This window comes from Mucilaginibacter sp. P4_C11, from assembly GCF_056402115.1.
Window position 1 is genome coordinate 1 of the sequence record NZ_JBFUIA010000021.1, and the last position, 26,836, is coordinate 26,836.

Annotated in this window: 21 protein-coding genes; 8 read left to right on the forward strand and 13 right to left on the reverse strand. The window is 42.0% G+C overall.

What is annotated here, in order from left to right; genetic code table 11:
- The first annotated feature begins 614 nt into the window (after positions 1-614).
- Genes AC1DU2_RS19050 through AC1DU2_RS19060 form a run of 3 tightly spaced genes read left to right on the forward strand, consistent with a single transcriptional unit; the run spans position 615 to position 6,339 of the window.
- Positions 615-2,054, forward strand: a complete 1,440-nt coding sequence (locus tag AC1DU2_RS19050; RefSeq protein ID WP_477386058.1) for an alpha-L-fucosidase — start codon at positions 615-617, stop codon at positions 2,052-2,054.
- Between the two features lie 32 nt (positions 2,055-2,086).
- Positions 2,087-4,762, forward strand: coding sequence for a glycoside hydrolase family 2 protein (locus tag AC1DU2_RS19055; protein WP_477386060.1), 2,676 nt, complete (start codon positions 2,087-2,089; stop codon positions 4,760-4,762).
- An 8-nt stretch (positions 4,763-4,770) separates the two neighbouring features.
- Positions 4,771-6,339, forward strand: a complete 1,569-nt coding sequence (locus tag AC1DU2_RS19060; protein WP_477386062.1) for an FG-GAP-like repeat-containing protein — start codon at positions 4,771-4,773, stop codon at positions 6,337-6,339.
- 131 nt (positions 6,340-6,470) lie between these two features.
- On the opposite strand, the gene AC1DU2_RS19065 is transcribed toward AC1DU2_RS19060, so the two are convergent.
- From AC1DU2_RS19065 to AC1DU2_RS19120, 12 genes are all read right to left on the reverse strand, one after another.
- The gene (locus tag AC1DU2_RS19065) at positions 6,471-7,376 is read right to left on the reverse strand and encodes a PepSY-like domain-containing protein (RefSeq protein ID WP_477386064.1); all 906 of its coding nucleotides are present in this window, start codon (positions 7,374-7,376) and stop codon (positions 6,471-6,473) included.
- Between the two features lie 134 nt (positions 7,377-7,510).
- Complete coding sequence (locus AC1DU2_RS19070; protein WP_477386066.1) at positions 7,511-8,593, reverse strand: hypothetical protein; 1,083 nt, start codon at positions 8,591-8,593, stop codon at positions 7,511-7,513.
- Positions 8,594-8,741: 148 nt separating this feature from the next.
- Complete coding sequence (locus AC1DU2_RS19075) at positions 8,742-9,362, reverse strand: tetratricopeptide repeat protein (protein WP_477360928.1); 621 nt, start codon at positions 9,360-9,362, stop codon at positions 8,742-8,744.
- Entirely contained in the window at positions 9,350-10,534 is a 1,185-nt protein-coding gene (locus tag AC1DU2_RS19080) for a tetratricopeptide repeat protein (protein WP_477386068.1), read from the reverse strand. The genes AC1DU2_RS19075 and AC1DU2_RS19080 overlap by 13 nt, the downstream gene beginning before the upstream one ends.
- Positions 10,516-12,675, reverse strand: coding sequence for an urea transporter (locus AC1DU2_RS19085; RefSeq protein ID WP_477386070.1), 2,160 nt, complete (start codon positions 12,673-12,675; stop codon positions 10,516-10,518). Before AC1DU2_RS19085 ends, AC1DU2_RS19080 begins: the two co-directional genes overlap by 19 nt.
- Positions 12,672-14,027: a hypothetical protein gene (locus AC1DU2_RS19090; RefSeq protein ID WP_477386072.1), complete on the reverse strand. Its 1,356-nt coding sequence runs from the start codon at positions 14,025-14,027 to the stop codon at positions 12,672-12,674. The genes AC1DU2_RS19085 and AC1DU2_RS19090 overlap by 4 nt, the downstream gene beginning before the upstream one ends.
- 10 nt (positions 14,028-14,037) lie before the next feature.
- A complete protein-coding gene (locus AC1DU2_RS19095; protein ID WP_477360936.1) occupies positions 14,038-15,090 on the reverse strand; it encodes an ATP-grasp domain-containing protein in 1,053 nt (350 codons plus the stop codon).
- Entirely contained in the window at positions 15,090-15,338 is a 249-nt protein-coding gene (locus tag AC1DU2_RS19100; RefSeq protein ID WP_147059906.1) for a PqqD family peptide modification chaperone, read from the reverse strand. Before AC1DU2_RS19100 ends, AC1DU2_RS19095 begins: the two co-directional genes overlap by 1 nt.
- 243 nt (positions 15,339-15,581) lie before the next feature.
- Positions 15,582-15,959 (reverse strand): response regulator, encoded by a 378-nt coding sequence (locus tag AC1DU2_RS19105; RefSeq protein ID WP_147059908.1) that lies wholly within the window; start codon positions 15,957-15,959, stop codon positions 15,582-15,584.
- 111 nt (positions 15,960-16,070) lie between these two features.
- Positions 16,071-16,766, reverse strand: a complete 696-nt coding sequence (locus AC1DU2_RS19110) for a LytR/AlgR family response regulator transcription factor (RefSeq protein ID WP_477386074.1) — start codon at positions 16,764-16,766, stop codon at positions 16,071-16,073.
- A gap of 143 nt (positions 16,767-16,909) precedes the next feature.
- Complete coding sequence (locus AC1DU2_RS19115; protein ID WP_477386076.1) at positions 16,910-18,088, reverse strand: sensor histidine kinase; 1,179 nt, start codon at positions 18,086-18,088, stop codon at positions 16,910-16,912.
- 355 nt (positions 18,089-18,443) lie between these two features.
- Positions 18,444-18,905: a nuclear transport factor 2 family protein gene (locus tag AC1DU2_RS19120; RefSeq protein ID WP_477386078.1), complete on the reverse strand. Its 462-nt coding sequence runs from the start codon at positions 18,903-18,905 to the stop codon at positions 18,444-18,446.
- 191 nt (positions 18,906-19,096) lie between these two features.
- Between AC1DU2_RS19120 and AC1DU2_RS19125 the strand changes: the two genes are divergently transcribed.
- The 5 genes from AC1DU2_RS19125 to AC1DU2_RS19145 are packed head-to-tail and all read left to right on the forward strand — an operon-like array spanning position 19,097 to position 25,459.
- Positions 19,097-21,235: a prolyl oligopeptidase family serine peptidase gene (locus AC1DU2_RS19125; RefSeq protein WP_477386080.1), complete on the forward strand. Its 2,139-nt coding sequence runs from the start codon at positions 19,097-19,099 to the stop codon at positions 21,233-21,235.
- 51 nt (positions 21,236-21,286) lie between these two features.
- Positions 21,287-21,814, forward strand: a complete 528-nt coding sequence (locus AC1DU2_RS19130) for a hypothetical protein (protein WP_477386082.1) — start codon at positions 21,287-21,289, stop codon at positions 21,812-21,814.
- Between the two features lie 2 nt (positions 21,815-21,816).
- Entirely contained in the window at positions 21,817-22,755 is a 939-nt protein-coding gene (locus tag AC1DU2_RS19135; RefSeq protein WP_477386084.1) for an alpha/beta hydrolase, read from the forward strand.
- A gap of 57 nt (positions 22,756-22,812) precedes the next feature.
- Positions 22,813-24,648: a glycoside hydrolase family 9 protein gene (locus AC1DU2_RS19140; protein ID WP_477386085.1), complete on the forward strand. Its 1,836-nt coding sequence runs from the start codon at positions 22,813-22,815 to the stop codon at positions 24,646-24,648.
- A 52-nt stretch (positions 24,649-24,700) separates the two neighbouring features.
- A complete protein-coding gene (locus AC1DU2_RS19145; RefSeq protein WP_477386087.1) occupies positions 24,701-25,459 on the forward strand; it encodes a ThuA domain-containing protein in 759 nt (252 codons plus the stop codon).
- Between the two features lie 114 nt (positions 25,460-25,573).
- Here the strand turns inward: AC1DU2_RS19145 and AC1DU2_RS19150 are convergent, their stop codons facing one another.
- Positions 25,574-26,749: a DUF5009 domain-containing protein gene (locus AC1DU2_RS19150; RefSeq protein ID WP_477386089.1), complete on the reverse strand. Its 1,176-nt coding sequence runs from the start codon at positions 26,747-26,749 to the stop codon at positions 25,574-25,576.
- Between the last annotated feature and the right edge of the window lie 87 nt (positions 26,750-26,836).

Genomic DNA, 26,836 nt, shown 5'->3' on the forward strand with positions numbered 1-26,836 from the left:
GTCTTCGGCCGCTTCTTTCTGGCGAATATAAAAAATACAGAACTTAATAAGCCGGGTATTTAAATTATGAAACAATAACTCAAATGCTTTAATATCATCATTAAAACAAAGCCGTTGCCATAACCCCGAAGTATCTGTTTTAGAAATTTTCAATAGTTTAATAGTTAGTGTTCACCAAAACAATATAACGATGCAATGTAACAATTTGATAACAAAAACAAGTATTTATTTTAATTTTAACAACTTTTTTACTGTAAACCAACTTAACTCAAAATAAATTTACTTAGTGTGTAGGCAAATTGGCTGTAAAAGTTGTCAATAGTGTGTTTTAGGGCCATTTTAGGCGGTTTTAAAATGTTTAATTGACATTTTATGTTGCTATTTTGGTTGAAATGTATATAAATATAGTAGGGTATTGGTGCTTTTTTAACATTTTTGCCTGTTAGTTCATCTTGTACTTGTTACACTAAGTGCGCTTTTTTATAATTTAATACTCAAAAAAAGTTGGTAAAAATACCCGAATTTTATCCTGTATTTATTGGATTTTATCAGAATTTGCTTTTGAGATGTTTTAATTGGTTATTTTAATAAAGAAACAAAAAATAAATATATAAATGAAAAAACTCCTTTTTATTATAGCACTCCTTTTACCCATGGGTAAAGCGATGTCACAACAACATAATATGTCAAAAGATTATGTGGTACCTGATGATTCGCTGGTGCAAAAAAATCTTCATAAATGGCAGGGCCTTAAGTTTGGGCTGTTTATGCATTGGGGTACTTACAGCCAATGGGGGGTAGTTGAAAGCTGGAGTATTTGCCCCGAAGATGAAGGCTGGACCCAGCGTCGCGGGCCTTACAGTGCCGATTATAACGGATATAAAAAGGCCTATGAAAATTTACAAACTACTTTTAATCCAACCAAATTTAACCCCGAAAAGTGGGTGGCAGCGGCCAAATATGCCGGGATGAAATATGTGGTATTTACTACTAAACACCATGATGGCTTTAGCATGTTTGACACAAAACAAACAGATTATAAAGTAACCAGCACCAAAACGCCGTTTTCAAGTAACCCGCGCAGTAATGTGGCCAAGGAAGTTTTCAGCGCCTTTAGCAAAGAGAATTTTATGATCGGGGCTTATTTTTCAAAGCCCGACTGGCATACCGAATATTATTGGTGGCCATATTTTCCGCCCAAGGACAGAAATGTAAACTACGATCCGGCCAAACATCCAGATCGCTGGCAAAAGTTTAAGGATTTTACCTTTAACCAGATACAGGAATTGATGACCGATTACGGCAAAGTTGATATTTTGTGGCTGGATGGCGGTTGGGTACGGCCCAAAAATACAATAGACACCGCTGTTGACTGGCAACGTACCATTCCGTATGACCAGGATATTGATATGGCAAAAATTGCAAAAGCAGCCAGGATTAAGCAACCGGGTCTTATCGTTGTTGATCGTACGGTAGCCGGCCAATATGAAAATTATACCACGCCTGAACAACAGGTGCCCGATGCGCCGCTTGATCATCCCTGGGAAAGCTGTATTACCATGGGCAATTCCTGGAGTTATGTGGCCGGCGACCATTATAAATCAGCTAATGAAATAGTAACCCTGTTGGTAAAAATTGTTTCACGCGGCGGTAACCTGCTCATGAACATTGGCCCCGGCCCTGATGGCGATTGGGATCCGGTGGCTTACAGTCGCCTCAAGCAAATTGGCGACTGGATGAAAATTAACGGGGATGGTATTTATAGTTCGGATGCTATAGCGCCGTACTCTGAGGGAAATACCTACTATACCAAAGCAGGTAATAGCGTATACGCTTTTGTGCTGGCGCCCAAAGACCAGGATGATGTGGTTTTGCCTGAAAAAATTGCTTTGCACCTGACAGGTAAAAACAAAGTGAAAAAAATTAGTTTGCTGGGTGTTAAAGCAAAAGTTAAATACACCCTGGGCGAAGGCGTGGTAAATATAACTATACCTTCATCTTTGCAAACGCAATCTGGTTTAAAACAAGCAGCGGTATTTAAAATTCAATATTAACATTTACTACATCATATACTAAACTATAAAAAATGCCCCCAACTTTAACTTACAGGCCGGCAAAGCTAAAACTGCTTGTTACGCTGGCTCTGATACTGCCCTTTGCTAATATATACGCCCAAAGTAGTTACGAACTAAATTCCGGCTGGAAGTGTGCGCCTATCGGCAGTGTAAAAGAAAGCGGAACAGTACTATCGACTACAGCATTTAACACTGCAGCCTGGATGCCGGCTACTGTACCGGGAACAGTATTGACCACGTTATTAAACAACCAAAAAGTGCCCGATCCATTTTGGGGCATGAACAACGAGCACATAGCCGATATTTATAAAACCGGTGCCGATTATTATACCTATTGGTTTACCAAAGATTTTAAAGAAACGCCGGCAACCGGCAGTAACCAGGTTTACCTTAATTTTAGGGGAATTAACTATAGCTGCGATATTTATTTGAACGGCCATAAGCTGAACAAAACAATTCAAAAAGGGATGTTTTTGCGGTTTAACTACAATATAACGGCTTATCTTGCAAAAAATGGAGATAACCGCCTGGCTGTATTGGTGCATCCGCCAGATGTTGTTGGCAACCCAAATGGCGGCCAGGGCGGCGACGGTACAATTGCGCGTAACGTTGGTTTACAGTACACAGCAGGCTGGGATTGGATACAGCCCATGCGCGACAGGAATACTGGTATATGGGACAAGGTAACCATTCAAAAAACAGGAGCAGTACGCATTGCAGACGAACACATTGTAACACTGGTACCCGGGGTAAGGCTTCCGGAAGGGGCGCAACAACCCGCTGTTATTAAAGTAGCGGCCGAATTAAGCAACCCAACGCCGGCAGCGGTAAATGGCTCGTTAAGTTTTGAACTGGATGGTAAAACTATCTCAAAAGCAGTTAGCCTGAAACCAAACTCTACTACCAATGTTAGTTTTGCCGATTACAACCTTACCAATCCTAAACTCTGGTGGCCTAATGGTTACGGCGACCAACATCTTTATAATTTCAAGTTAAAGTTTACCGCGGCGGGTAAGGCTGTTTCAGATCAGCATCAGCTTAATATAGGGGTACGCCAACTGACGAGTGAATATAACGAACATACCGGCAGCCGCCAGATTATGGTTAATGGCCAGAAAATTTTTATCAAAGGAGGTAACTGGGTAATATCTGATGCCATGCTGCGCCTTTCGGATATGCGTTATGATGCCGAAGTGCGTTATCATCGCGATATGAACCTGAACCTGATCAGGATATGGGGTGGCGCCATGATTGAACGTCCTGAGTTTTTTGAGGCCTGTGATAGATACGGTATGCTGGTTTTCCAGGATTTGTGGGGATCTGGCGACTGTAATGGCCGCTGGCAGGATCCACAAAAACTGGACGACCAATGGACACGCCGCCAATACCCTGATGATCACGGGTTGTTCTTACGCTCGGCAATTGACCAGATAAAAATGGTACGTAATTATGCGTCACTGGCCATTTGGTGTGGGGGGAACGAGATAACCCCGCCTGAAGATATCCTTACTGCTTTGCGCGATACCATTTTGCCAAAATTGGATAATACCCGCTGGTTTGTTGATTACTCCAACTCCGATAGCATGTCGCACAATGTGTTGGGTGGTAACGGGGATGGGCCATACGGAATTCAGCCGTTGTCGGTATTCTGGGAGTTTAAAACATTTCCTTTCAATTCCGAAGTTGGCTCGGTTGGCGTTGGCGATTATGAATCGTTGAAGCGTTTTATACCCACAGCCAACATGATACCGCCCGTATATGACGAAGAAACCCACAAAACAAAAACAGACAGCGTTTGGGATTATCATAAATATATTGGCTATGATACCGCCATTAATAAATATGGTAAAGCCAAAAATGCTGCCGATTTTGCCATGAAAGCCCAACTGGTAAACTACGACCAGTATCGCGGCCTTGCCGAAGGTTTTACATCGCACATGTGGGACTGGTATACAGGTTTCATCATCTGGAAAACCCAAAATCCATGGACAGCCATGCGTGGCCAGATGTATGACTATTACCTTGACCCCAATGCCTGTTTATATGGCTTGCATAACGGCAGTGCCCCATTCCATATCATGTACAACCCAATTAACGGAATGGTAATGGTGGCTAACAATACTTTTAAAGCAAGGCGCAGTATGATGATGGTAGTAAAAACTTATGATATGGAGGGCAAAGAAAATTTGCTAACCCAGGTTTTTGCAGATATAAACGCCACTACCGTTAAAAAGTACTTCTCTATAAAAGGTACAGTTGACAAACTGGCTGCAAAGGAGGGAGTTTTTCTGTCGTTACAGTTGCTGGATGAAAACAAAAAATTAATTACTGATAATACTTACTGGATTCCGGATAGCAAAGGCGGATTTTCCGGTCTGCAAAAAATGAAAGCCGAAGAATTATCGGTTAAAGCAAAATATATAAAACCAGGCAGGGTAGAAGTTACGTTAGTTAACAAAGAGAATAGTGTGCTTGCTTTTTTTAACCGGGTATCGTTGGTAGATGCAGATAGTAAAACAAGGATATTGCCGGCATTTTACAGTGATAATTATGTTACAGTGTTGCCGGGAGAGGAAAAAAAGTTAATTATTGATTATAATGCACCCGCATCTAAGAAAAAGCTTGAAGTGAGCATTAATGGTTGGAACGCCTCAAATGTTCCGCGAACGATAAGTATTGACGAATAGAGACAAATATGAAAATCAGACCGGTCATCATAACAGCACTTTTCCTGCTAACCCTGATGATCGGTCTGAATTCATTTACAACTTACTCTGTTGCCGCAAAGTCAAAGCGGTATAAAACCGATGATAACGGTAAAGCTTTATTTACTGTTTTTTGCGCCAGCTGCCACATGTTGCCTGATCCGGCAGGTTTAACTAAACGGGTATGGACACAGCATGTATTGCCTGTTATGGCTGCCCGAATGGGAATCATTTATCCTGGTTATAACCCGTTGCGGGGTTTATCAGACGAAGAAAAGGCAATTGTTAACAAGCATAATATTATTCCTGATCAGGCTGTATTAACACAGGAGGAGTGGAGCAAGCTTGTAAAATACATTACCGACCTGGCGCCTGACACTGTCATGGCTGATGAAAGCCGGCTAAACCGTAATAACCCTTTAAAACAATTTACCCGGCAGGATATCCAGGTGAGCGCCGAAGGACCTTCAATGATAACCGGGCTGGAGTACGACACAGCAAACAAAACTTTATGGATAGGTAATTATTTTAACGAAGTGCTTACCTGGAAATATAATATCGGGGTAACCAAAACCATCCAAACAAAAAGCCCGGTTGTTGATTTCAATTTTTATAAAGACAATACATATTTTACAGAAATAGGAAAGTTGTACCCGAGCGAACTGAGCCTGGGTGCATATGTTAATTACAAAGATAGCGCGAGCACAACACTACTGAGCTTATTGCACCGCCCTGTGCATACCGAGATTGAAGACCTGAACAACGATGATGTACCCGAGATCATCGTTTGTAATTTTGGTAATAAAACAGGCGGCCTTTCATTGTTTAAAAAAAACAAAGCAGGCAAGTATACCGAGGATGTGCTGCTGCCGCTCCCGGGAGCTATAAAATGCTATATAAAAGATATGGATGGCGATGGCAAAAAGGATATTGTTGCTATGTTTTCGCAAGGTGATGAAAGTGTGTATATATTTTATCAGAAAGATAACCTTAAGTTTAAAGCCAAACGTGTGCTGCGTTTTCCGCCTGATTATGGCACCACCGATATGACACTTGTTGACTATAACCACGATGGCCTGATGGATATTGTAACGGTACATGGCGATAATGCAGATTATTCGCAGATATTGAAAGCCTATCACGGTATACGCATCAATATTAACCAGGGCGACGGTGTTTTTAAAGAACAGTTTTTTTATCCCATATACGGCGTAACCCGTGTAGTAGCAGAAGATTTTGACAAAGATGGCGATATCGATTTTGCCTGCAGCGCTTTCTTCCCCGACTTTGGTAAGCTGGTTGATGAATCATTTGTTTACCTCGAAAATACGGATCAAAAAAAATTCACCTTCAAATCCTACACACTTAAAAGCGATATTCCGCTAAAGTCGCTCACACTCGAAAAAGCAGATATTGACGGCGATGGGGATATAGACATTATTGCCGGTAATTTTGCCCAAAGCCCCGGCGCAGTGCCTGATGCGCTTGACGAAAAATGGAAAAATGCTAAGTATGGCATTACTATTTTTTTAAACCAGCTTTATCAGCCTAAAAAGTAGTTGAACTATAGGTATCCCAGACAACAGAGCTTATTTATTTCCAGGAGAAACAGACGCCAGGGATGAAAATAAAAAAGCCGGCCTCAGTTTAACGAGGACCGGCTTTACTATATATATTAATCAGGAATGTTTTAATGAACAGCGAAGGCTTTTACAAAGGTGCCTGTAGCATCAAATACAACTACATACTTAGTACTGTTGGAGGTAATCTCTACATCATACCCTTTAATAACTCCGCTTACACTATGCGAAAAAGCTTTGTCAAAAACGTAGCCGGGGTAGGTTGTTGTTAAATAAGTGGTAATGGCAGCTGGCAGGTTAGCCGCCGTTACCGCAACATGGGTGCCAACGTGTTTGTCAATTTGGGTACGTTTTACTAAAGTTCCTGTTGCTTTAACAACTGTAATAAATAAACCTTTGTTTTTACTTACTAATACATAGGCGCTATCTGGCGTAATAGACGCATGAAGCAAAGTGTCTGTTGGGTAAGTGGCTTTAAAATAGCTGCTTACCGCAGATGGCAAAGCCGTTAACGCTACGGTATCACGGTGTTTACCATCCCTGTTATCAAACGGGCCGCCGTGGTGCCATCCCGGGCCTTGTAAATCATGTCCGTCGCGCTGTTCAAGGGTACTTACAAATACACCGGCAGCGGTAAATTTAAGGCCAACCAATGCATTGTTATATTTAATTACCACAATGTAGTTAATAACTGTTTTGGCACTATCGGTAATTGCATATGCTTTTTTAAACGTGTAGCCGCTGTAACTTGCGGCAAGGTAAGTGCCAATAGCTGTTGGCAGCGCACTAAATGCAACAGAGTCTTTTTTGTCATGATGGCCCAAGCAGCCAACCATATAAACCGAGTCGGTTGTACCCGAAGCCAGGCTGATGGCAATAGCCCCTGTTGACGCAATGGTTGTAGAAGTTGGGGTAGTTGTAGTTGTTGTTTTAGATCCGCTTTCTTTTTGGCATGAAGCAAAACCGAACGTAACAGCAAGCGCCAATACCCATAAATAAGTAATTTTCGTTTTCATCTGGATTTATTTTGATTAATAATGGTACCCGATATGGTTATCGGGGTTGTTAATTAAAATTACCAGTGATGGGGGTTACCAGACAACGATGTGTCGATAAAAGGCGGTTATTTATCGATGAATGAATTTTACTGTTAATTATTCTTTAACCCAATAACGCGACTTGCGTAATTTGTCAAATACTCGTTTTTTATAAAAAAGTCGAGGCTGAAAATGGTGCGGTAATCTTGTGTAGTATTAGGGTTTGCTACCTGCGTAAGATTACCTGTGCTTGATGTAACATAGGTATAAGTAAAACCCTGGTTGGTTTTTAAGGTAACTGTCGTATTGGTGGGCAAAGAGACAGCGGCGACCGCAAGCTTGTCTTCGATAGTGCTAACTGATGGCGTACCTGTATCAAATAAAAATATAGCATCAATGGTTTTATTGTTATAAGTTAACGTTCCTTCGATGTATGGGTTGTAGCTGTATTTTAGCAATAATGGGTGCATAATAAACCCAGCCGACGATAAATCGGCACTGGTTAACCCAACCGTAAGTAAGTTGGAAACATACGTAGGCGTGCCCAGGAACGACGTACTGCTTAACGTTGCCAGTTTAAAGCCGCTGGTTAGGCCAGTACCGTAAGAATAGGATTTTAACGGGCTCGATATATTCGTATTTGTGCTGCTCGTTCCCGTTCCTACCCCAAAAACATCCGCCGAATGGGCGGGATATGTGTTACCCTTGCTGTCTTTTATTTTGTAATATAAAAAAAATGGAACCCGTTTTAATTCCAGGCTTCCTAATGAATTGCCAACGGTAATGTTGGCATAAGCTAAATTTCCGTATTCTGTTGTGGTACCTGTTGCATCTCCAAAACTTACTGTTGATGTTTTTGAGGTTACCGTGATGCCATTTACAACCGTTGAGTCGCCTGTTACTGTGATACCCGTAGAAGTTATCATTGATGCAGGCAAAATACCGGTAGCATCCAGGGTCATTCCCGGTGATCCGGTATCAAATATAGTCCCGTAGTTTACAGTTTGCGTGCCTATTTTTGTAATAGGAACTAATAGCCTTTTATCAACGTCGCTGGCATATTCGTATAAACCAATGGTTACCGGCGTTGCGTTTACAACCGCACTTGTTTTATCTTTTTTGCAGGAACTAAAAGCTATAGTTATTGAAAGACAGCCAATAAGCTGCATTTTTAAAAGTAAATATTTTATTTTCATTTATAACTTATATACGGTAATGGCACCTTAATGGTTGGCCGATATTTAACACAGAAACTCGCCAATCGTTTTTAATCTAATCAAAAGTATAATGCAGGCTGCGCAAAAAAATTAGTGAATCGATAAACGGTCATATTATACCGATCAATCAATTACAACGGTTTAATCCATCGCTGCTGGAAGCATCGGCAGGCTTAATAACCAACGCACGTTCAAAAAAGGGTTTGGCATCTGTTTTTTTGCCGGCCATCAGCGTACTCCAGCCTAGCATGTGGTTACCATCATAATCAAAAGGATAAAGGGTTACAACTACCCGGAAACACCTTACAGCGGCATCATATTGTTTACGGTTATAATAAATTACACCGGCCCAGTAATTGGCTTGTGTGTTTTGCGGGTCTATTTTTAAAATAGCAAGGTATTGTTCAAGCACTTTATCCCAGCTTTGTAAAAACGAAAGGGGTTTTACATAGCCAAACTTAGGTTCAATAGCACCAGGTTTTATGCTAATGGCTTTTTGATAATAGGCTTGCGAAGCTGTATAGTTTTTGTTGAGGTAGTGCAGCCAGCCTAAGCGGATATTTATCTCATAGCTGTTATCAGTCAGATAAGGATAAATATCGTTGATAGCTGCCGTATAATTCTTATTCTGCTCATTTACATAGCTATTACGAAATGCTTTTTGCAGCACAGCATTTGTTTGGGCCTGTAGCTGTAACGCAAATAAAATTAAAAATACTGCTATAAACGTTTTTTTTAAAATTTCCATATCATACCTAACGTAACAGAATTTTGATTATAGTTTACAGAACGGTAAATATCCGCCTTCTTTTCATAAATATAGTTTAAATTCAACAGGGCGTGGGCGTTTAACTGGTAAAAAACTGTTTCCCCGCATTTAAATTTTGTTGGGTCGATAGAATTATATACATAAAGACCATCAGCATCCAAATAATCGTCTTGATTGCCAAAAGTTGCCGATGTTTCAAGCCATGTTTTATTAAATGCTTTAAAGCCCAATGCCTGGTTGTATACAAAACTGTTGGTTCCGCTTAAGTTTAATACCGATGCCCTGCTTGTTGTGTATAAATTAAGATTGCCCAATGGGTAAAAATTTAGCCTGGTATTATATTGTTTTAAAGTGTTGTTTATTAATCGGCCAAAATTAACATCTGCCTGCAAGTCAACAAAACGGCCAGTGTATTTTATTCCTAATAAACCTAAATTACTATTGTTGACGCTACCCCGGTAAGTAGTGTAAATGTAATGATACGATCCAATGACGTTTACATGCGGGCTAATACCAAATTGTGCCCTAACAAAATATTCTGTTTGCCTGTCTGTTTTACCCGATAGATATTTGTCTGCGTCCTTGTCGTAAAATAACGACCGGAATATGTTTTGACTGAAAAACATGAACGACTGATCTAACTGCAAACGCCACGACAGGCGGTTACTTAATCCAACACGTTCAAAAAAACCATTATCGCGCTGGCTATTGTTGGGCAGTTTTAGGCCGCTTTCCAGTTCTGCATCTATCACCCCAAATGGAGAAAGTTTCAGAGAACGCCTGGTTGCCGTATCCAGTTTTCCGGCGTTATATGATGCTCCAAGGTCGTTATTTAAATAGGTATTGCAGTAATAATCGTACAGGCGTGCCGTAAAATTGGCCGAATTATTACTTAATACCAGGTCAAACTGTTCGATAGCCGCTTTGTAGTTTCCGGTTATCATGTAAGCATAGCCAAGCTTAAAACGCAGGCCCGGAAAATCAACGCTATCCGCAATGGCTTTGTTGCCGAATACGATCATTTGTTTCCAATCGCCGGCATTGTACAGTTGTTCGGCAGTGCTATCGGCTACGGCAAATTTGTTATCCTGCGCTTTAGCGGCCAGCGCAGCAAATAAAGTAAAAAGCAGTATTAGTTTTTTGTACCCCATTTTGCTGTAATGTTTTTGCCATTTGAATTGATGCTGAAAGAAACCAGGTTGCCATGATCTACATAAACGCTTACTTCAGCATCCTCGTTTTTTTTACCTGCTATTTCAGTATGAATTTTAGACGTGATGCTTACTCCATTTTTATTAACCAGATTGTAGTTATGGTAATTAATATTAATAAACCCGTAAAATGGTGCAATAACGTCTTGTATCCAAAGTAAAAGTTTATTGGCTGTTTCGTTAAGCGGTAATTTGTCGGTTATTGGCATCCCTTCGTTATTGCTAAAAACAACTTTGTATGCCGCCAGGTAAAAGTTATAAAGCAGCGATTTCTTACTACCGTAAAAACTGGTAAAATAAAACATAACGCCGTTGTTGATAAAATAGGCAACTGCCCCTGTTGTTTTGCTATAGATGTAAGATTGGCCTAATCCATCTTTAAAAACCTCCCAATCTTCGGTTGTTCCATTTTCGGATACCAGGCTTGCAACATATCCTGGTTGAAAATCAAATGCCTTTTTAATTTGGTTGTCAATTTCAGGATTGCCAACAAGCTCGCCTTCTGTAGGTATCGTATGGCTTATAAAGCTGTTCTTGTGTTTAGCCCGGCTAATATAGTGGGATATGGGATAACTCAACGTTCTGGACCCGATGTAGGGCGTAGCCTGCACTTGAAAGTGCAGATGTGGTTCGGGGGACCGCCCCGAATTGCCGCACAAACCAAGCAAATCGCCGGTTTTTACAACATCGCCGGGCTTAACTTTTACCGAATTTTTTTTGAGGTGCGATACTTTGGAATAAAAGTCTGCTGCGTGACGGATCACCACGGTGTTTCCCCAGTTTTCTTTAAGGTTTTCTTTGCCGATGGCGTTATCTTCTATATTGTTTACAACCTGTTCAACAACGCCGGGGCCGCAAGCCAAAACAGGTTTGTTAAAGCAATAAAAATGTTCGGGCAAGGTACCCGGATACTGAAATGTGTTATGTTCATCATCGCTGATCACAAAATCCAGTGCCTGGCCCCAGTCTCCTTTGTGTGTTATGTTACCATTGTATCCCTGCGACACCGTCCAATACCCCATAAACGGCAGGTTAAGTTTGTAATATTTAAGATCGTTCAGCCGTTCCTCCTGGTTTAAAAACTGGTAAAGGTTTCGTTCCGGCGAATAGTGCTGGAACACAACCAATTGTAATTTTTCACTGGTATGCCGCAGTTTTAAAAAATACAACAGGCTGATATTGACGATACAAAATGGAAGCGAAAATACCGGCAATGCATGTACCGACATAAAACCTGTTAAGCCGTTAATAATAAGAAAGCCCATTGGGATGCTCAAAATTGCCAGCAAATAGGAGCGGAGGGATGGGATTGTAAAAAAACTTCCGATGGCTACTGCAGCCATCATGAAATTGGCTCCTAAATGATAATAGCTAATTCCCTCTGGGTAAGTATGCGTAAGCCCGTTAATGCCAATTGCGCTTACAAAGCTGACGATAAGCAAGCTAAAAGCAATGCGCGAATGAATAAGCATCCCTAAACTGATAAGCATCCCCGCGATGATATTATGCTGAAATAACACCGCACTTAATGAGCGGAAGAAAAGACTCACAAATTGCGGCAATTCCGTAGCCAGGTAACCCTCAATGCCTGCCATATGGTTGCCCGGGCCGGCATAAATCTCTTCTAACAGGTAGCTGTCTTTTTGTTGCAGGCCCATAGCGAAAATACTATTAGATGCCAGCAGCACCAGCCAAAATATAAGTACAAAAGGCAATGATAGCATGGGCAACCCCAGCGTACCTAACCGTGTGGAGATAATGATGGTGGCCACAATTACAGCACAGCAGGCAACAAAAAGCCACAGCAGAAACACAGGGGTTACGCTATAAAACGCGCCGAAGGCAATGCCCAACAACAGGCAATTAAAACTGTAAATACCCAGTTGCAGGTTGTCGCCATTAAACTTTAACAACCGGCATACTATTAACGAAAAAACAACACAACCTAACCCGGCAAAGCCAGATACAGGATTAAAAAAAGAAACCAACAGCAAGATGGTCCCCAATATTCGGTTCTGTGAAAAAAACAGTACCGAATAGGAACTAACTACCGATTTTATAAATGCTGTGATTTGCTTCACTTGCTGGCTTTTAAATGTTGGGGCATAAGCTCGGGCCCTTCTGTGTATTCAAGTGTTTCGTTGCTGCGGATAAGGTGGGAGCGCTGCTGTTCATCTATTAAAACCACAGCCGGTCTAAGTGTTATAAACTGCATCCACTGCGTCATGTTGTAAGCGCCAACTTTGTGTACTACCACGTTATCGCCCGGGTTAAGCAGGGGCAGGTTAATGCTTTCCCTTATTACGTCAATATTCATGCATAGCGGTCCGTAAACCACCATATTTTCTGTATGCGGCGCAAAGTCCTGGGCCGGGCTTATCTGGTGTTCATACCAAAATGAGGTGAATAAAATATTAACACCAAAATTCATTATGGCAGCCCTTTTACCATTACTTAAGCGTTTATTGGCTATTACCGTACCCAGCAGGTAACCGGCGTCATCTATTAATAACCTGCCGCTTTCCAGGATAAGTAAAGGTAAATCGTCATTTGCAAAGCCAAAATTGAGCATTACCGATGTAATAGCTTCGGCAAAATCATCAACAGAAGGCACCGTGTCATTCCCGGGCAAATAGGCGCCTTTTAAAGTATTGGTTGATGGAAAACCACCGCCCATATCAATATATTCTATTTTATGACTCAATTGCGTTTGGCAGCGCATAGCCAAATCACATAGTTTAGTTGCCGCAATACCGTAGGCTGCTGTTGTAAGCATATATGTGCCGATATGGCAATGTAACCCGGCCAGCTGTAGCTTGCCCGAATCAATTACCTTTGATAATGCTGTCCATGCTTCGCCGTTTTCATAATTAAAACCAAAACGGTCCCAAAGCGGGTATACGCCGGTATCCATATTTACGCGAATGGCAACTCGTGGTTTGTTGGCCAGGTTGTTGCTTAATGCAAGCAGCTGGTTAAGCTCTTCAAAATGATCTATATGGATAAGCGAGTCGTTTTCAATGGCCAGCTTTAATTCGTCATTTGATTTGCCTGGCCCGTTAAAAATAATTTTGCAGCCCGGCACGCCGTTGCCCAATGCTTTTTGATATTCAAAACCGGATACAACTTCGGCCCAGCTACCTTCCTGGTGAAATACCTGGCAAACAGCATTCAGGTAATTGGTTTTATAACTCCATGCAAATTGCACCTTTGGGTAACGGGTACTGAAAGCCCGGTACGCCGAACGGTAGTTTTTACGGATCTGTTTTTCTGATAATACAAAAACCGGCGAGCCGTATTGGTCGACCAAGCTTTTAACAGAAACACCCTCGATGCTTTTAATAGGCTGTATGCCGGTGCGTGTGCCAAACTTGTTCATCACGCCGGCGTGCAGTTTTTTAATATATGGCTTTTCGTATTTCAGCTTTTCCATTGTAATCAAATTATAATTCGCCAAATACCGATATGTGCTGAAAATCGCTGATATCGGCAATGTGGTCCCATGAATACCGCACAAACAGTTTACCTGCCTGGTAATCGGTGTATGGTAAAACATCATCGCCCAAAGCCATTTTTACCATAGCTTCGGGCTGGTTTTGGCCGGCAGCGGCTGTTAAATAAATCCATGCCGGAAACCGTGGGTTAATCTCTAATATATATAAATGCCCCTCGGCATTGCTCATGATCTCCATTTCGTAACTACCTTTCCAATTGGTTGCTTTAGCAAAATTGCCGGCCAGTTCAATAAGCTTATCTTCCTTGATGGTAACTCCGGCCCAAGCTTTGCCTTTATCGGTAATATATAGTTTCCGCATGGCCACTACGCTGGTATTGTTGCCTTTACCATCGCCCAGCGCAGCTATATTTATTTCGGTACCGGTTATGTATTGCTGTGCTATTACCGGTACTCCCCATGTGGCATTAAGCTGATGAAACGCTTTAAGGGCCTGGTCCATGGTATATACCACATAGGCATCATAAAATTTCCCTTTTATTACCATCGGGAAGTTAAACTCATCAGCTGCTTTTTTCAGTTCATCGGCATGGTATATTTTATGATCGGCAGGGACATAAAATCCATTTTTTGTTCCAAAATCCTTCAAATTTACTTTATCACGCAGTGCCAACTGTTGTTGCGAAGGCAGCAAAGTAGCTATACCCATTTGCTGTAACTGCGGTGCTATCTTGATAAAATTAAACAGCTCCGAATCAAAATTCGGAATAACCACATCCAGGTTTTCCTGCTGATGGATATAGGCCAATCTTTCCAATAAGGCACTGGTACCTTCTGTTGGGTAAGGTATTTGATAGGTTTTGTTTACATGTTCCCGCAAATAAATCCCAGGCTCCAATGATTCATAGGATAAGCCGATAACTCTTAATCCTGCCCCAAAAGCCTCCCTTAATGAGCGGATAACCGCCATACCCGGCCCTGGGTTGTCGTTGGCGTTAAGGCCGGTAACTGCAATACATAAGTTACTGTACTTGTTTGGCATTATCCTTCAGTTTCAAGCAGGTTTGCTTCCTTTAGCTGTACCATCCAATCTTCCCAGTCAAGATCCAGTTGGCGCTCACTTACGTTATACCTGTTCAGTATATCTTGCTTTATCTCACTTTCTGTTTTGCCACTTTTCATAGCCAATAACAGCAGTGCAGCAATGGCATTTCCCGAAAAAGAATCGCCGGTTGCCGGGTTAAAAATAAACCCGTTTTCGCTGGTAGCTATGTTACTTTTAATTTTCATTTATAATTGCAGGTACGGTAAATAATAAAGGCTAAACTTAACAGGTTTACGCGGGTTTTACAAAATTGATGTTTTCGGTTGATTGGGTTGATTAGGTTGATTAGGTTGATTAGGTTGGATTAAGTTGATTAGGTTAAATTCAGTTGATCCAAGTCCATCATCTTACTCCAACTCGATTAACTTGCTCCAACTTAATCAACTCAATCCAACTTAATCAACTTACGCTAACTCAATCCAACCCAATTACGATGCCATCAAATATTCCATCCGTGATGCCAGCAATTCCATATCCAATGGTTTTACAAATAAAGCATCGCATTTGTATGATTCCAGTTCGGCTTTTTTGCTTTTGAAAGCTGTAACCACAATTATGGGTACCTGCCTCAATTGCTCATCGTCCTTAAAATCCTGGCAAACTAACGCGCAATCCATATCTAACAGTAAATAATCTAAAATGATCAGATCTGGATGTATCACTTTTGCTTTATCATAAATGGCATTAGGATCATAAGTAAGGTGTACATCAAAATTGCCATAATACATAATATCATCAATTACAGATAACATTCTGCTGTTTTTATCTAAAATCAGGATCTTCTTTTTGCTGCCTGTAGTTTTCATCTTTTAGGGGATTAAATAAGTTTATAGTATAAAAATCGCCTTAATGCCGCTGTTTAAAAACAATGTGTCGGTTAATACCCCCAATGTGCCGATGAACGGGTTAAAAGACAATTATTTAGACCAGTCTTTGATGAAATCGGCGTAATTGGTGCCTATCGGAAGTTCGATATTGCGCAATTTTACCTTGCGGTTGTATATTGACCTGATTTGAGCCTTTGCCACCACAAAACTTCGGTGGATGCGGATGAACTGGGTGGCCGGTATTTTTTCGATCATGCTTTTTAGCGACATCAACGTAAGAATAGGCTTTTCGGCACTGAGCAGGTGGATTTTAATATAATCCTGCATACTCTCAATGTATTCGATATCCCTGACTCCGATTTTTATCACCCGGTATTCCGAATGCACATAAATGTGTTCATCCCCGGCGGTGTGGTCGGTATGCTTAAATTGATAATAATCAATGGCTTTATGCACGGCTGCGCCAAAGCGGTTGCTGTTGATGGGTTTCAGCAGGTAATCCAACGCCTCCAGTTCAAAACCTTCAAACGCGAATTTTTTATAAGCCGTGGTAAATATAATCATCGGCTTTTCGTCCAATGAGCGCACCAGGTCAACCCCGGTAATATCGGGCATATTAATATCCACAAACAGCACATCTACCGGGTTTCTTTTTAGGTACTCTGCACCCGAAATGGCGTCTTCAAAAGTATTTACCATCTTCAGCGATGGATAATCTGATACATATTTTTTGATGATCTCCAGCGCCAGCGGTTCATCATCAATGGCTACACATTTTAACTGCATAATGATATTTGTTTAAGCTAAAAGCTGAATGCGTAAAGCAGAAAGCTTTAAGTGTCTTGTCAATGTAAAATGAGTGTTAGTCTTAAGCTCTAAGTCCTGAAAAGACAGATTTCGACTTATGGCTTCCGACTATGTAATATAACTTAAGCATCTATTTCCAACTCAACCCTAAACATTGCGGCTTCCTGGCTAATGTTTAGCCTGTGCCTGCCCGGGTAAATGTGCTGTAACCGTTGCCTTGTATTTGTAATACCGATGCCTTTGCGGCTGCTTGCAGGGCGGTTATCAAATATGGTATTCTCGCAGGTGAATAATATCTTGTCGTCGGTTACTTTCAAATTTATGCTGATTACCGAAGGTTCGTGCTTACTTACGCCGTACTTAAACACGTTTTCAATAAAGGTCATCAGTACCAACGGGGGCACTTTCTTTTGTGCCATATCGCCGTAAAAGTTAAAATCCAACTTGGTTTTTTTTCCCAAGCGCAGCTTTTGCAAATCAATATAATCGTTGATGCAATCTATTTCGCTTTGCAGCAACACAAAATCCTCTGTCACTTCATCTGTTACGTAACGCATAATGTTGGATAGTTTCATGATGCTTTCTGAAGTATGTTCACTATCCGTTACCGATAAAGCATAGATATTATTCAGCGTATTGAACAAAAAATGGGGATTGATTTGTGCCTTGAGGAAGGATAGCTCGGCATGGGTTTTCTCTGCTTCGGCCCTGATCACCATTTGCTCGGTAAGCTGCCACTTTTGCACCGTACTCATAGCTATGCCCAAACCTATTACAATAATGAAAATGAACAAGCCTACCATATCAATATTACCCGATTGATGAATAAAAATGATTTGGTTGGACGTTTTTTTCAGGCTGGGGTCCTGCATCCTTAAATCCTCATGAGGCAGCGGCCCAAAAGGAAGATTTTTTGGGTCGGCATTACCGCTATCGGCCCCGGGCATCAATTGCGGCCCGATAGGGGCAGTGGTGCTTTGTTTTTCTTTGAGTAAATTATGTAAAAGCAGGTTATCAAACGGCTGCAAAAAGTATACGCAGCCCGATAGTAATAATACGATAAGCCCGTAAACGACATATTTTTTATGGAATACAAACCTTGGTACCAGGTACCAGGCATTAAAGTAAAACATGAAAATATAGGTAAGACAAAACAGCCAGTAATAGGGCGATAAAATAACGTTGTAGGTGCTGCTGCTGCTTTGCTGCGTACGGTTCATGAATAACAACGGAAAGCCAAAGAATACCAGCCAGCCGGCTGCATGAATGAATATATTAGTGGCTTTTTTAGAAACGATCATCTGGTTAAAAAATTTATTAAATATAGCAGCCGTTGCAATGCCAATTATCGATCATGTTAAAATAGTTAAACTCAGTTAATCATTTGTTTTTCATTTGGGTAGTTCTGAGGGTTTAAATAAGCGCCCCGGAATTAACCACGGGGCGCTTGCAACCTTATGAAAAAAAACAGAACACAGTAGCCGGGAAATGTCCCGATATCCCGGTTACTGGCTCAAAGGTGATAAATGACCGGGCAAGGGGCAACCGTTTATCGGTGAACCGTGGTTTTGTATAGATGAATGGTTAAAAAGAAGCTGACGAAATAGACAAAGCCTATATAAATACAAGCGGGAGAGAAGCCGGTAAAGAAATGTATTACTCTTTAAGCGCGCTATCCCAATGCTCGGCTATTTTGCCGTTTTCTATACGCAGCATATCAAACCAGGTGGTGGTATATTTTTTGCCTTTTGCTTTCGGATCTGGGTGTTCATTTTTAAAACTAAGTACTACCAGGTTGCCTTCGGCAACTATCGAAATCAGCGGAGCTTTTACAGTGGCCTGGATAGTTAAAGGTTTGGCAAATTTGGAAAAGAAATTAATAAACCCTTGCCGCCCGGTAGGTACATTGGGGTTATGCTGAATGTAGGTTGGCAGCAGGTATTTTGCGGCAAGGTTAAGATGGCCGCCTTCAAGCACCTCGCGCCAAAAATCATAAACCAGTTTTTTGTTTTTGGCAAGTTGGGGGTCTTTGCTGTATAACATAGCCTTTTGGTCTTGCCCAAACGAATGAAAAGCCACTAAAAGTGTGAATACGAGGAATAAGCCTGCTTTTTTCATGATTTTATAATTGATGGTTAAAGGTATTGATTTTTCAAACTTCTGCCAGCCAAAAACAACGGTGTTTGTTTGATGAACTAAATAACAATTTGAGTACTTAAACGCCTTTCCCTTAGGTGTTTTTACGCTTTTTGATCGGAATTTAATCTCTATCAAAAATTATTATATAAATTGCTGGAAATCTTATCTTAATGAAAAAAATAATGCCCCTCATTATTGCTGTGCATATTGCAGCTCACCTGTATGCACAGGCACCGGCAACACCAAAAAAGCCGGTAATTGATACCTATTTTGGCATGCAGGTTACCGACAATTACCGCTGGCTTGAAGATACCAAAGATACTACCGTTAAAAGTTGGTTTAAGGCGCAAGCCGACTACACCAACAGCATCATAGATAAAATTCCCGGCCGGGACAGTTTGGTAAAAACGCTGAAGTATTATGACTCGTTGGAGCCGTTTAAAATAAGTGGCTTGAAGAAAAAGGGTGGTCGTTATTTTTACAAAAAAACCATAACCGGGCAAAATGTTGGCAAATTGTATTACCGCCCTGGCGAAACGGGAACGGAAATTTTATTGTACGACCCCAAGCCGGTAAAAGGGAAACAATATTCTATCAACTATTTTTTGCCGAGCGATGACGGTAAAAAAATAGCTTTTGGGGTATCTGTAAGCGGATCAGAAACATCAACCATTCATGTGATGAATGTAGATACTAAAACGCTGTATCCTGAAACTATCTACCCATCGTGGTTTGGAGTAAGCGGATGGTCGCCGGATGGTAAGGGCTTTATTTACACATTGCAAAATAACGGCGACAATACCGCGGAAAGTTCAATGACCGATACCCGCGTTATGTACCACGTGGTTGGCACAAAAGCATCAGCAGATAAACTGATTTTTAGTCGGATAAAATATCCTAACCTGTCCATTAAAACGGAAGATATTTGCCGAATAACCTATACAGCCGGCCATAATTACGTCGTAGCTTCGCTGGATGGAGTTAACCAGGATTTAAACTCCTTTTATGCACCGGCAACCGAATTATTGAAACCAGTTATCAGTTGGCGAAGGTTGTTTAAAACAGAGGATCATGTAACCGATTATTTTTTCAACGGTGCCGATATATACATGCTTACTTATGAGGGAGCCACAAAATTTAAAATCACCAAAACCAATATCAATAACCTGGATGTTGCCGATGCCGAAACTATAATTCCCGAACTTGCGGCTACTATAGATAATATAAGCAGGAGTAAGGACTATATGTATTTTACCACTAACGATGGTATTAATTCAACAGCCTACCAATACAATTTCGCAAAACGGAACTCTGCCCAAATTACATTACCGTTTACCGGGCAGGCTTTTGTAAATCCCCTGGAAGTGACCAGCAATGATGTGTTGTTGGGCCTAACTTCATGGAAGCAGCCGTTTACCATTTACAATTATAATCCGCTTACCGGGAAACAAAAACTGGCCCCATGGGCACCTAAACTGAAATATCCTGGCGTAAACGATATCATAGTAGAAGAAAAGGAAATTAAAGGTTTGGACGGAACTATGGTACCGCTCACCATTATGTACAACAAAAATGTAAAACTGGATGGTAACGCAATTTGCTATATGACAGGGTATGGCGCCTATGGCGTTTCATCTACCCCGTATTTTAGTATTTATGAACTGGCGTTGATGAACAGAGGGGTGATAGTTGCCGAAACCCACGTGCGCGGCGGGGGCGAAAAGGGGCAGTTATGGTACAAGGCCGGCTTCAAGAAAACCAAACCTAACACCTGGCAGGATTTTAACGCATCGGGCCAATTCCTGGTAGATAACCATTATACAAGCGCTAAGCACCTGATAGGCGAAGGAACCAGCGCGGGTGGTATTTTAATAGGCCGCGCCATTACCGAACGCCCTGACCTGTATGCTGCAGCGATTAGTAATGTAAGTTGTAGTAACGCCCTGCGGATGGAAAATTCGCCAAATGGCCTGAATAACACCAAAGAGTTTGGTACCGTAAAGGATTCGGTTGAATCGCGGGCCTTATACCAGATGGATGCTTTGCAGCATGTTAAAGACGGTACAGCTTATCCCGCTGTAATTTGTGTAGGAGGGATGAATGACCCACGTGTTATTGTCTGGCAGCCGGGAAAGTTTGCGGCGGCTTTGCAAAATGCCACATCATCAGGCAAACCGGTATTAATGTCGGTAAATTACAACAACGGCCACTTTACGGAGAACAAAGAAATTGCTTACCGTAACTTTGCCACACAGTACGCCTTTGCTTTATGGCAGGCCGGGCACCCGGATTTTAAGCCGGTACAATAACATATCAATTAAACCTCACCGGTAAATCAAAGCCCGGCTTATATATGATTCATGAAAAACACATATGTTGTTTTACTCCTGCTGATTATTGCATTTTGCAAACCGGTGACAGCCCAGGTACACACTTTTGATGTAGGGATGCGCTTTCAAAAAAGTGTTGGCCTTTATTACGAAAACGGAATAACCGGCCAGTATAACCTCACCCGCCGTTGGGTGCTCGGGGCAGCCTACGTTACCAGCAGGCTGGGTACCGCGTGGGGAACAAATGCTATTAAGCAAGATAACGTGTTTGTATCCGGCACTTATAAATTCAGGCCCGCACATTCGCTTCAACCCTTTTTACGGGCGAACCTGGGTTATTTTACTGCCGACTATGGTTCGCCAATATTTGATAGTTTACCCCATACATCGGCCATCGTATCCGGCGATGCAGGCTTATCCTACGCTTTTAAATTTCCGGCAAAATTAAACCTGTCATTTGGCTATAATGCCATAACCGGTAACGGAACATCGGGCGCGGGAACTTTGTACCCGTTTTTTTACCAATTGAGTGTAACTTATAATATCGCAAAACTGTAGCCATGAAAAAAGTTATAATTACCATTTTAACTGCAGGGCTATTACTTTCGGCTTGTGGCAAAAATCCCAAAATTGATAATACCATGCTGGATGGCGGCAAATTTCCAGATCCATCGTTAAGTCACCCCGAAAAATACCTGGTTTCGGTAGCAAAGCCAACGCCCACACCGGCCGACGCGACTAAACCAGTCATCATTGCGGTGCATGGTTACGGTGCCACCACCTTTGAATGGGACGAGTTTCGCGCCTGGGCCGGTAACCGTACCGACTTTTCTATCTCGCAGGTACTGTTAGGCGGGCATGGTGTTGACTATGATAATTTTAAATCCTCAACCTGGAAAACCTGGAGGCAACCCATCATGAATGAGTACAGTAAACTGGAGCAGGAGGGATACACCAACATCAGTTTAGCAGGTTCATCAACGGGGAGCATCCTGATATTGGAGCTGATCGCCGAAGGCTATTTTAACAATCATGTAAAACCTAAACATATTTTCCTCGTCGATCCGATTATAATCCCATCCAATAAAACGCTTTCGCTTGTGGCTGCGCTGGGCCCCGTTATCGGGTATACTACTGTTGACAATACCTCGGGCGAGGCTATGTATTATTTCCATTACCGGCCCTACGAAACGTTGGATCAGCTGAATGATGTTATAAATACCGTACGTAAGCAACTACAGGATGGCATTACACTGCCCGCTGGTTGCACTCTAAAAGTATTTAAAGCAGATAAAGATGATACGGCCGACCCGGTAAGCGCCGTGTTGATATACAAAGGGACAAAAACCAGCACGGGCGCCAATACTGACGCCCAGTTGGTACATTCAAACCTGCATGTTTTTACACGCCTTGACGCACGCAAGGATACCCCAACGGCACAGGATGTGAAAAACCAAACAGACGCTTTTGCTGATATTGCCAATACCATTACCCATTAAAGTTATTACAATGAAATAAACTGTGTAATTCTTATATTCGGCATAACTTCCTACGTTATGATCAATAAAAAAATACAGCCGTTACTCGCGTTAGTTATCGCGATTGCCCTTCCCGTCATGGCTCTTGCTCAAAACATAAAAGTAGTTACCAACCAGGTGGGCTACGAGGATACACAGGCAAAAAAGGCTATTATAGTTGCCGATAAAAAATACGCTGTCAGTTCATTTGAGTTGCTTGATGAGGCTGATAACACCGTTTTTGCCGGCAGGCCAGTATATAACGGCCAGGTGAAAGGCTGGAAAGGCCGGGAGTTTTATACAATTGATTTTAGCAGCTTTAACACCGCCGGTAATTACAGGATACAGGTTGATTTGCCCGGCAAAAAAATCATTTCATATCCTTTCAAAATTGGTAAAAATGTATTAGAGCAGGCTACCCTGAGCGATGTGGTTTATTATTTTAAAGGCCAGCGTAGCGCGGGCGAAATTGATAAGGCTGACCATAACCTGCTGTTGGCCGGCAAAACTACCGATACTGTTGACGCCCACGGTGGCTGGTATGATGCTACCGGCGATTATGGAAAACACTTATCGCACCTGTCATTCTCATTGTATTTTAATCCGCAGCAGATTTCCTTAGTGGTTTATAGCCTGTTTAAAACAAATGAATTGCTCAATGAAAAAAAGGTAACTGATTTCAGGCAGATCAACCGCCGGGTTTTGGACGAGGCAGTGTATGGTGCCGATTACCTGGTACGTATGCAGGCTAAAAATGGCTCCTTTTACCGGTCGGTATCCGCTCCTGGCCCCGGTAAGTTGGCAAAGGATAGGGTGATCCGGGCCGAAGATGCATCTTACCGTATCAAACAAACAAAAGATCAAACGTTAAAAAACGATGCCCAAAATAACGATTGGCACCGCTACCAGGCCAGTTACCGGTCGGGCGGGGGCTTTGCTATTGCAGCACTGGCTATGGCATCTGCCTCAAAAGCGAGCGGCGATTTTACCAATGCTCAATATTTGCAGGCGGCCGAAAATGCTTTTAAATTCCTGGAGGCCAACAATAAGCTCATGGCTTTTGATGGGAAGGAAAATATCCTCGATGATTACTGTGCTTTAAGTGCAGCCACCGAGCTGTATAAAGCCACTAAACAGCCGGAATATTTGCTTGCTGCTGCTAAACGCGCCACTAACCTGTTAGGTCGTTTATCCAATTGGAAGGAATATAAAAACTACTGGCGTGCCGATAGTACCGACAGGCCGTTCTTCCACCCATCAGATGCAGGCTTGCCCGTAACCAGCCTGGTTTATTATTATCCTTATGCCGATGCTATGATGCAGGCATCCATAAAAAAAGTAATCAAAAGTTCGTTTGAGTTTGAGTTTAAGGTGACACATGAAGTGAATAATCCTTTTGGCTACAGTCGCCAGCTGGTACAGGATACGTTGGGCAACAGGCGCACATCGTTCTTCTTCCCGCAAGGCAGCGATGCATCGCCGTGGTGGCAGGGTGAGAATGCCCGTTTATCATCAATGGCGACGGCTGCGAGGCTTGCCGCCGGTTTGTTTATCGATGATAAGCCATTTCATGATCAATTGGAAACTTTTGCTGTTGATCAATTGAACTGGGTATTAGGCCTTAACCCGTTTGATGCCAGCATGCTGCAGGGTACAGGTCACAATAACCCCGCATATGGTTTTTTTGGTACGTTTGAGTATACAAATGCTCCGGGTGGCATTGTAAATGGCATAACATCGGGCCTGTATGATGAAAATGATATCGATTTTAACTTGTCATACGCCCAGATTCATAAGGACTACGACTGGCGTTGGGCCGAGCAGTGGCTGCCGCACACTGCGTGGTACTTGCTTGCGGTTGCCTTGCACGAGTAATAAATCAACAAAATATAGCCTTCGGGTTTGGCTACTAATGATAATAATATCCATGAAAAAAATACTATCCCTAATTACACTCATTGTTTTTGCCTCGGTTAGTTTAAAAGCCCAGCCCAAGCATTTTAAGGTGCTGGCCTTATATGAAAATGGTGGGCATCACATCGCCTTTTCAACCCGGGCAATTGTGTGGTTGAATAAATTGGCTGCCGAAAAGGGGTTTACTATCGATTATATCCAAAAGCCAGATAAAATTGACGATGAATTTTTAAGCCATTACCAATTGTTTTTGCAATTGGATTATGTACCCTACGGCTGGCCCGATAAAGCCGTATCCGCTTTTCAAAAATATATTGCCGAAGGCAGGGGAGGATGGGTTGGATTTCACCATGCCACCTTGCTTGGCGAGTTTGACGGATTTCATGAATGGCAATGGTTTTCGGATTTTATGGGAGGCATCAGCTGGAAAAATTATATAGGAACGTTTGCCAAAGGCACGGTGAACGTGGAGGATAGGCAGCACCCCGTAATCAAGGGCCTACCGGCATCCTTCCGGATTGAACAGGAGGAGTGGTATACCTATGATAAAAGCCCCCGGCCCAATGTACACGTACTGGCAAGTGTTAATGAATCGACCTACGATCCACAAGGTGATGTAAAAATGGGCGATCACCCCGTGGTGTGGACTAATGAGCACGTTAAGGCCCGGAACATTTATATTTTTATGGGTCACTCACCAAACCTGCTGGATAACCCGGCCTGGGTAAAGTTGGTTACAAATGCTATGATGTGGGCTGCGGGTGTTAAGTAGTAAGTCTTAAGTCCTGATTCTGAAGTCAATAGTCTTAAGTACAAGGCGAATTTTAAATTGTCACTTTCAATTCAAGACTTCCGACTTAGGACTTAATACTTCAGGCTCAGGACTTCAAATTTTCAGGCGGATTCGTTTCTTTTCCATTAAACCAACCAGGGCAATCAGTATAAAAGCGGTTGCCATCGAACGCGCAAGCCCGATGGCTCCATAATTAAAAACATCGGGATACTTTAGGTGAAAAAGTTTCAAAATATAAACCTGGAAATAGGGCATCAGGTAACAGGTAAGTGTACTGGTGCCGGCGGGCCATATCAGCTTAAACCAATTCTTTTTACCCTTAACATCTACCAGGAAAATCATCAGCTCGAAAAACAATAGGGTTATGCCACTACAGATAAAGATCCAGGCGGGGGTAGAGCGTATTTTTGAAATTCCATCGGCGTACGGGCGGATTAATAAACCTAATACAATTAGTAGCAATGCTGTTGCGCCAAATATTACCCACAACAATTGTGTTTTATTTTTTGATACAAGCAGCGCATAAAGCTCGGAGATGATAACACCACCCATTACCAGGCATACAGCCGATGCATCGCCCAGTACCGGGATTTTAAATTTGAAAACACCGGCATGCCTGGCAATATTTATAGCTACAAAACAGAGCAGTACAATTATCAGGATATTCATTTTTCCTTTGGCTAAAAGGTATACCAACGCCGATACCAGGTAAGCCCAGCCTATAATGCCCAAAATACCCCACCAGTAAGGGCGCATACCCTGAATAACACCGTCTTCGTCTCCTTTATAAATAATAGCCATTACAATGAGTAATAAAATACCGGCGCCTATAAGGGTGTACCGCTTTGCTTTGGCCATAGTTTCAGGATAATCCAGCCAAATGAGGAAGAAACCGATGGTTATTAATATAGCCCATAACGCCTGCGGGACGATGCCCGCCGTTAGCGCATAATTTTCCAGGTTTACATGAAAAAAGCCCATAATAATTAATGCGGCGCTACGGGTAAGTATATAGGTTAATATTGATGAAAAAGAATCGCCCTTATTCATCCTGTTTTTTATAGCAAAAGGCAACGAAAGCCCCACAATGAACAAAAACGCAGGGAATATGGTATCTGCAAAACCCATCGCATCGGCCTTACCATCGGCATGGTCTATCCACTCGGGAATGTGCTTTACGCCGCTGGCGTCATTAACAAATATCATGAGTAACATAGTGACGGCGCGGAGGACATCAATAGATAAAAGGCGTTTAGGGAGCTGGTTCATTATGATTTAATTACCGGCCATTAAAATACTTGTTTTCATGGAATTATCATAAAATATTAAAAACATTTTAGTTCTTTTTAAAATTTT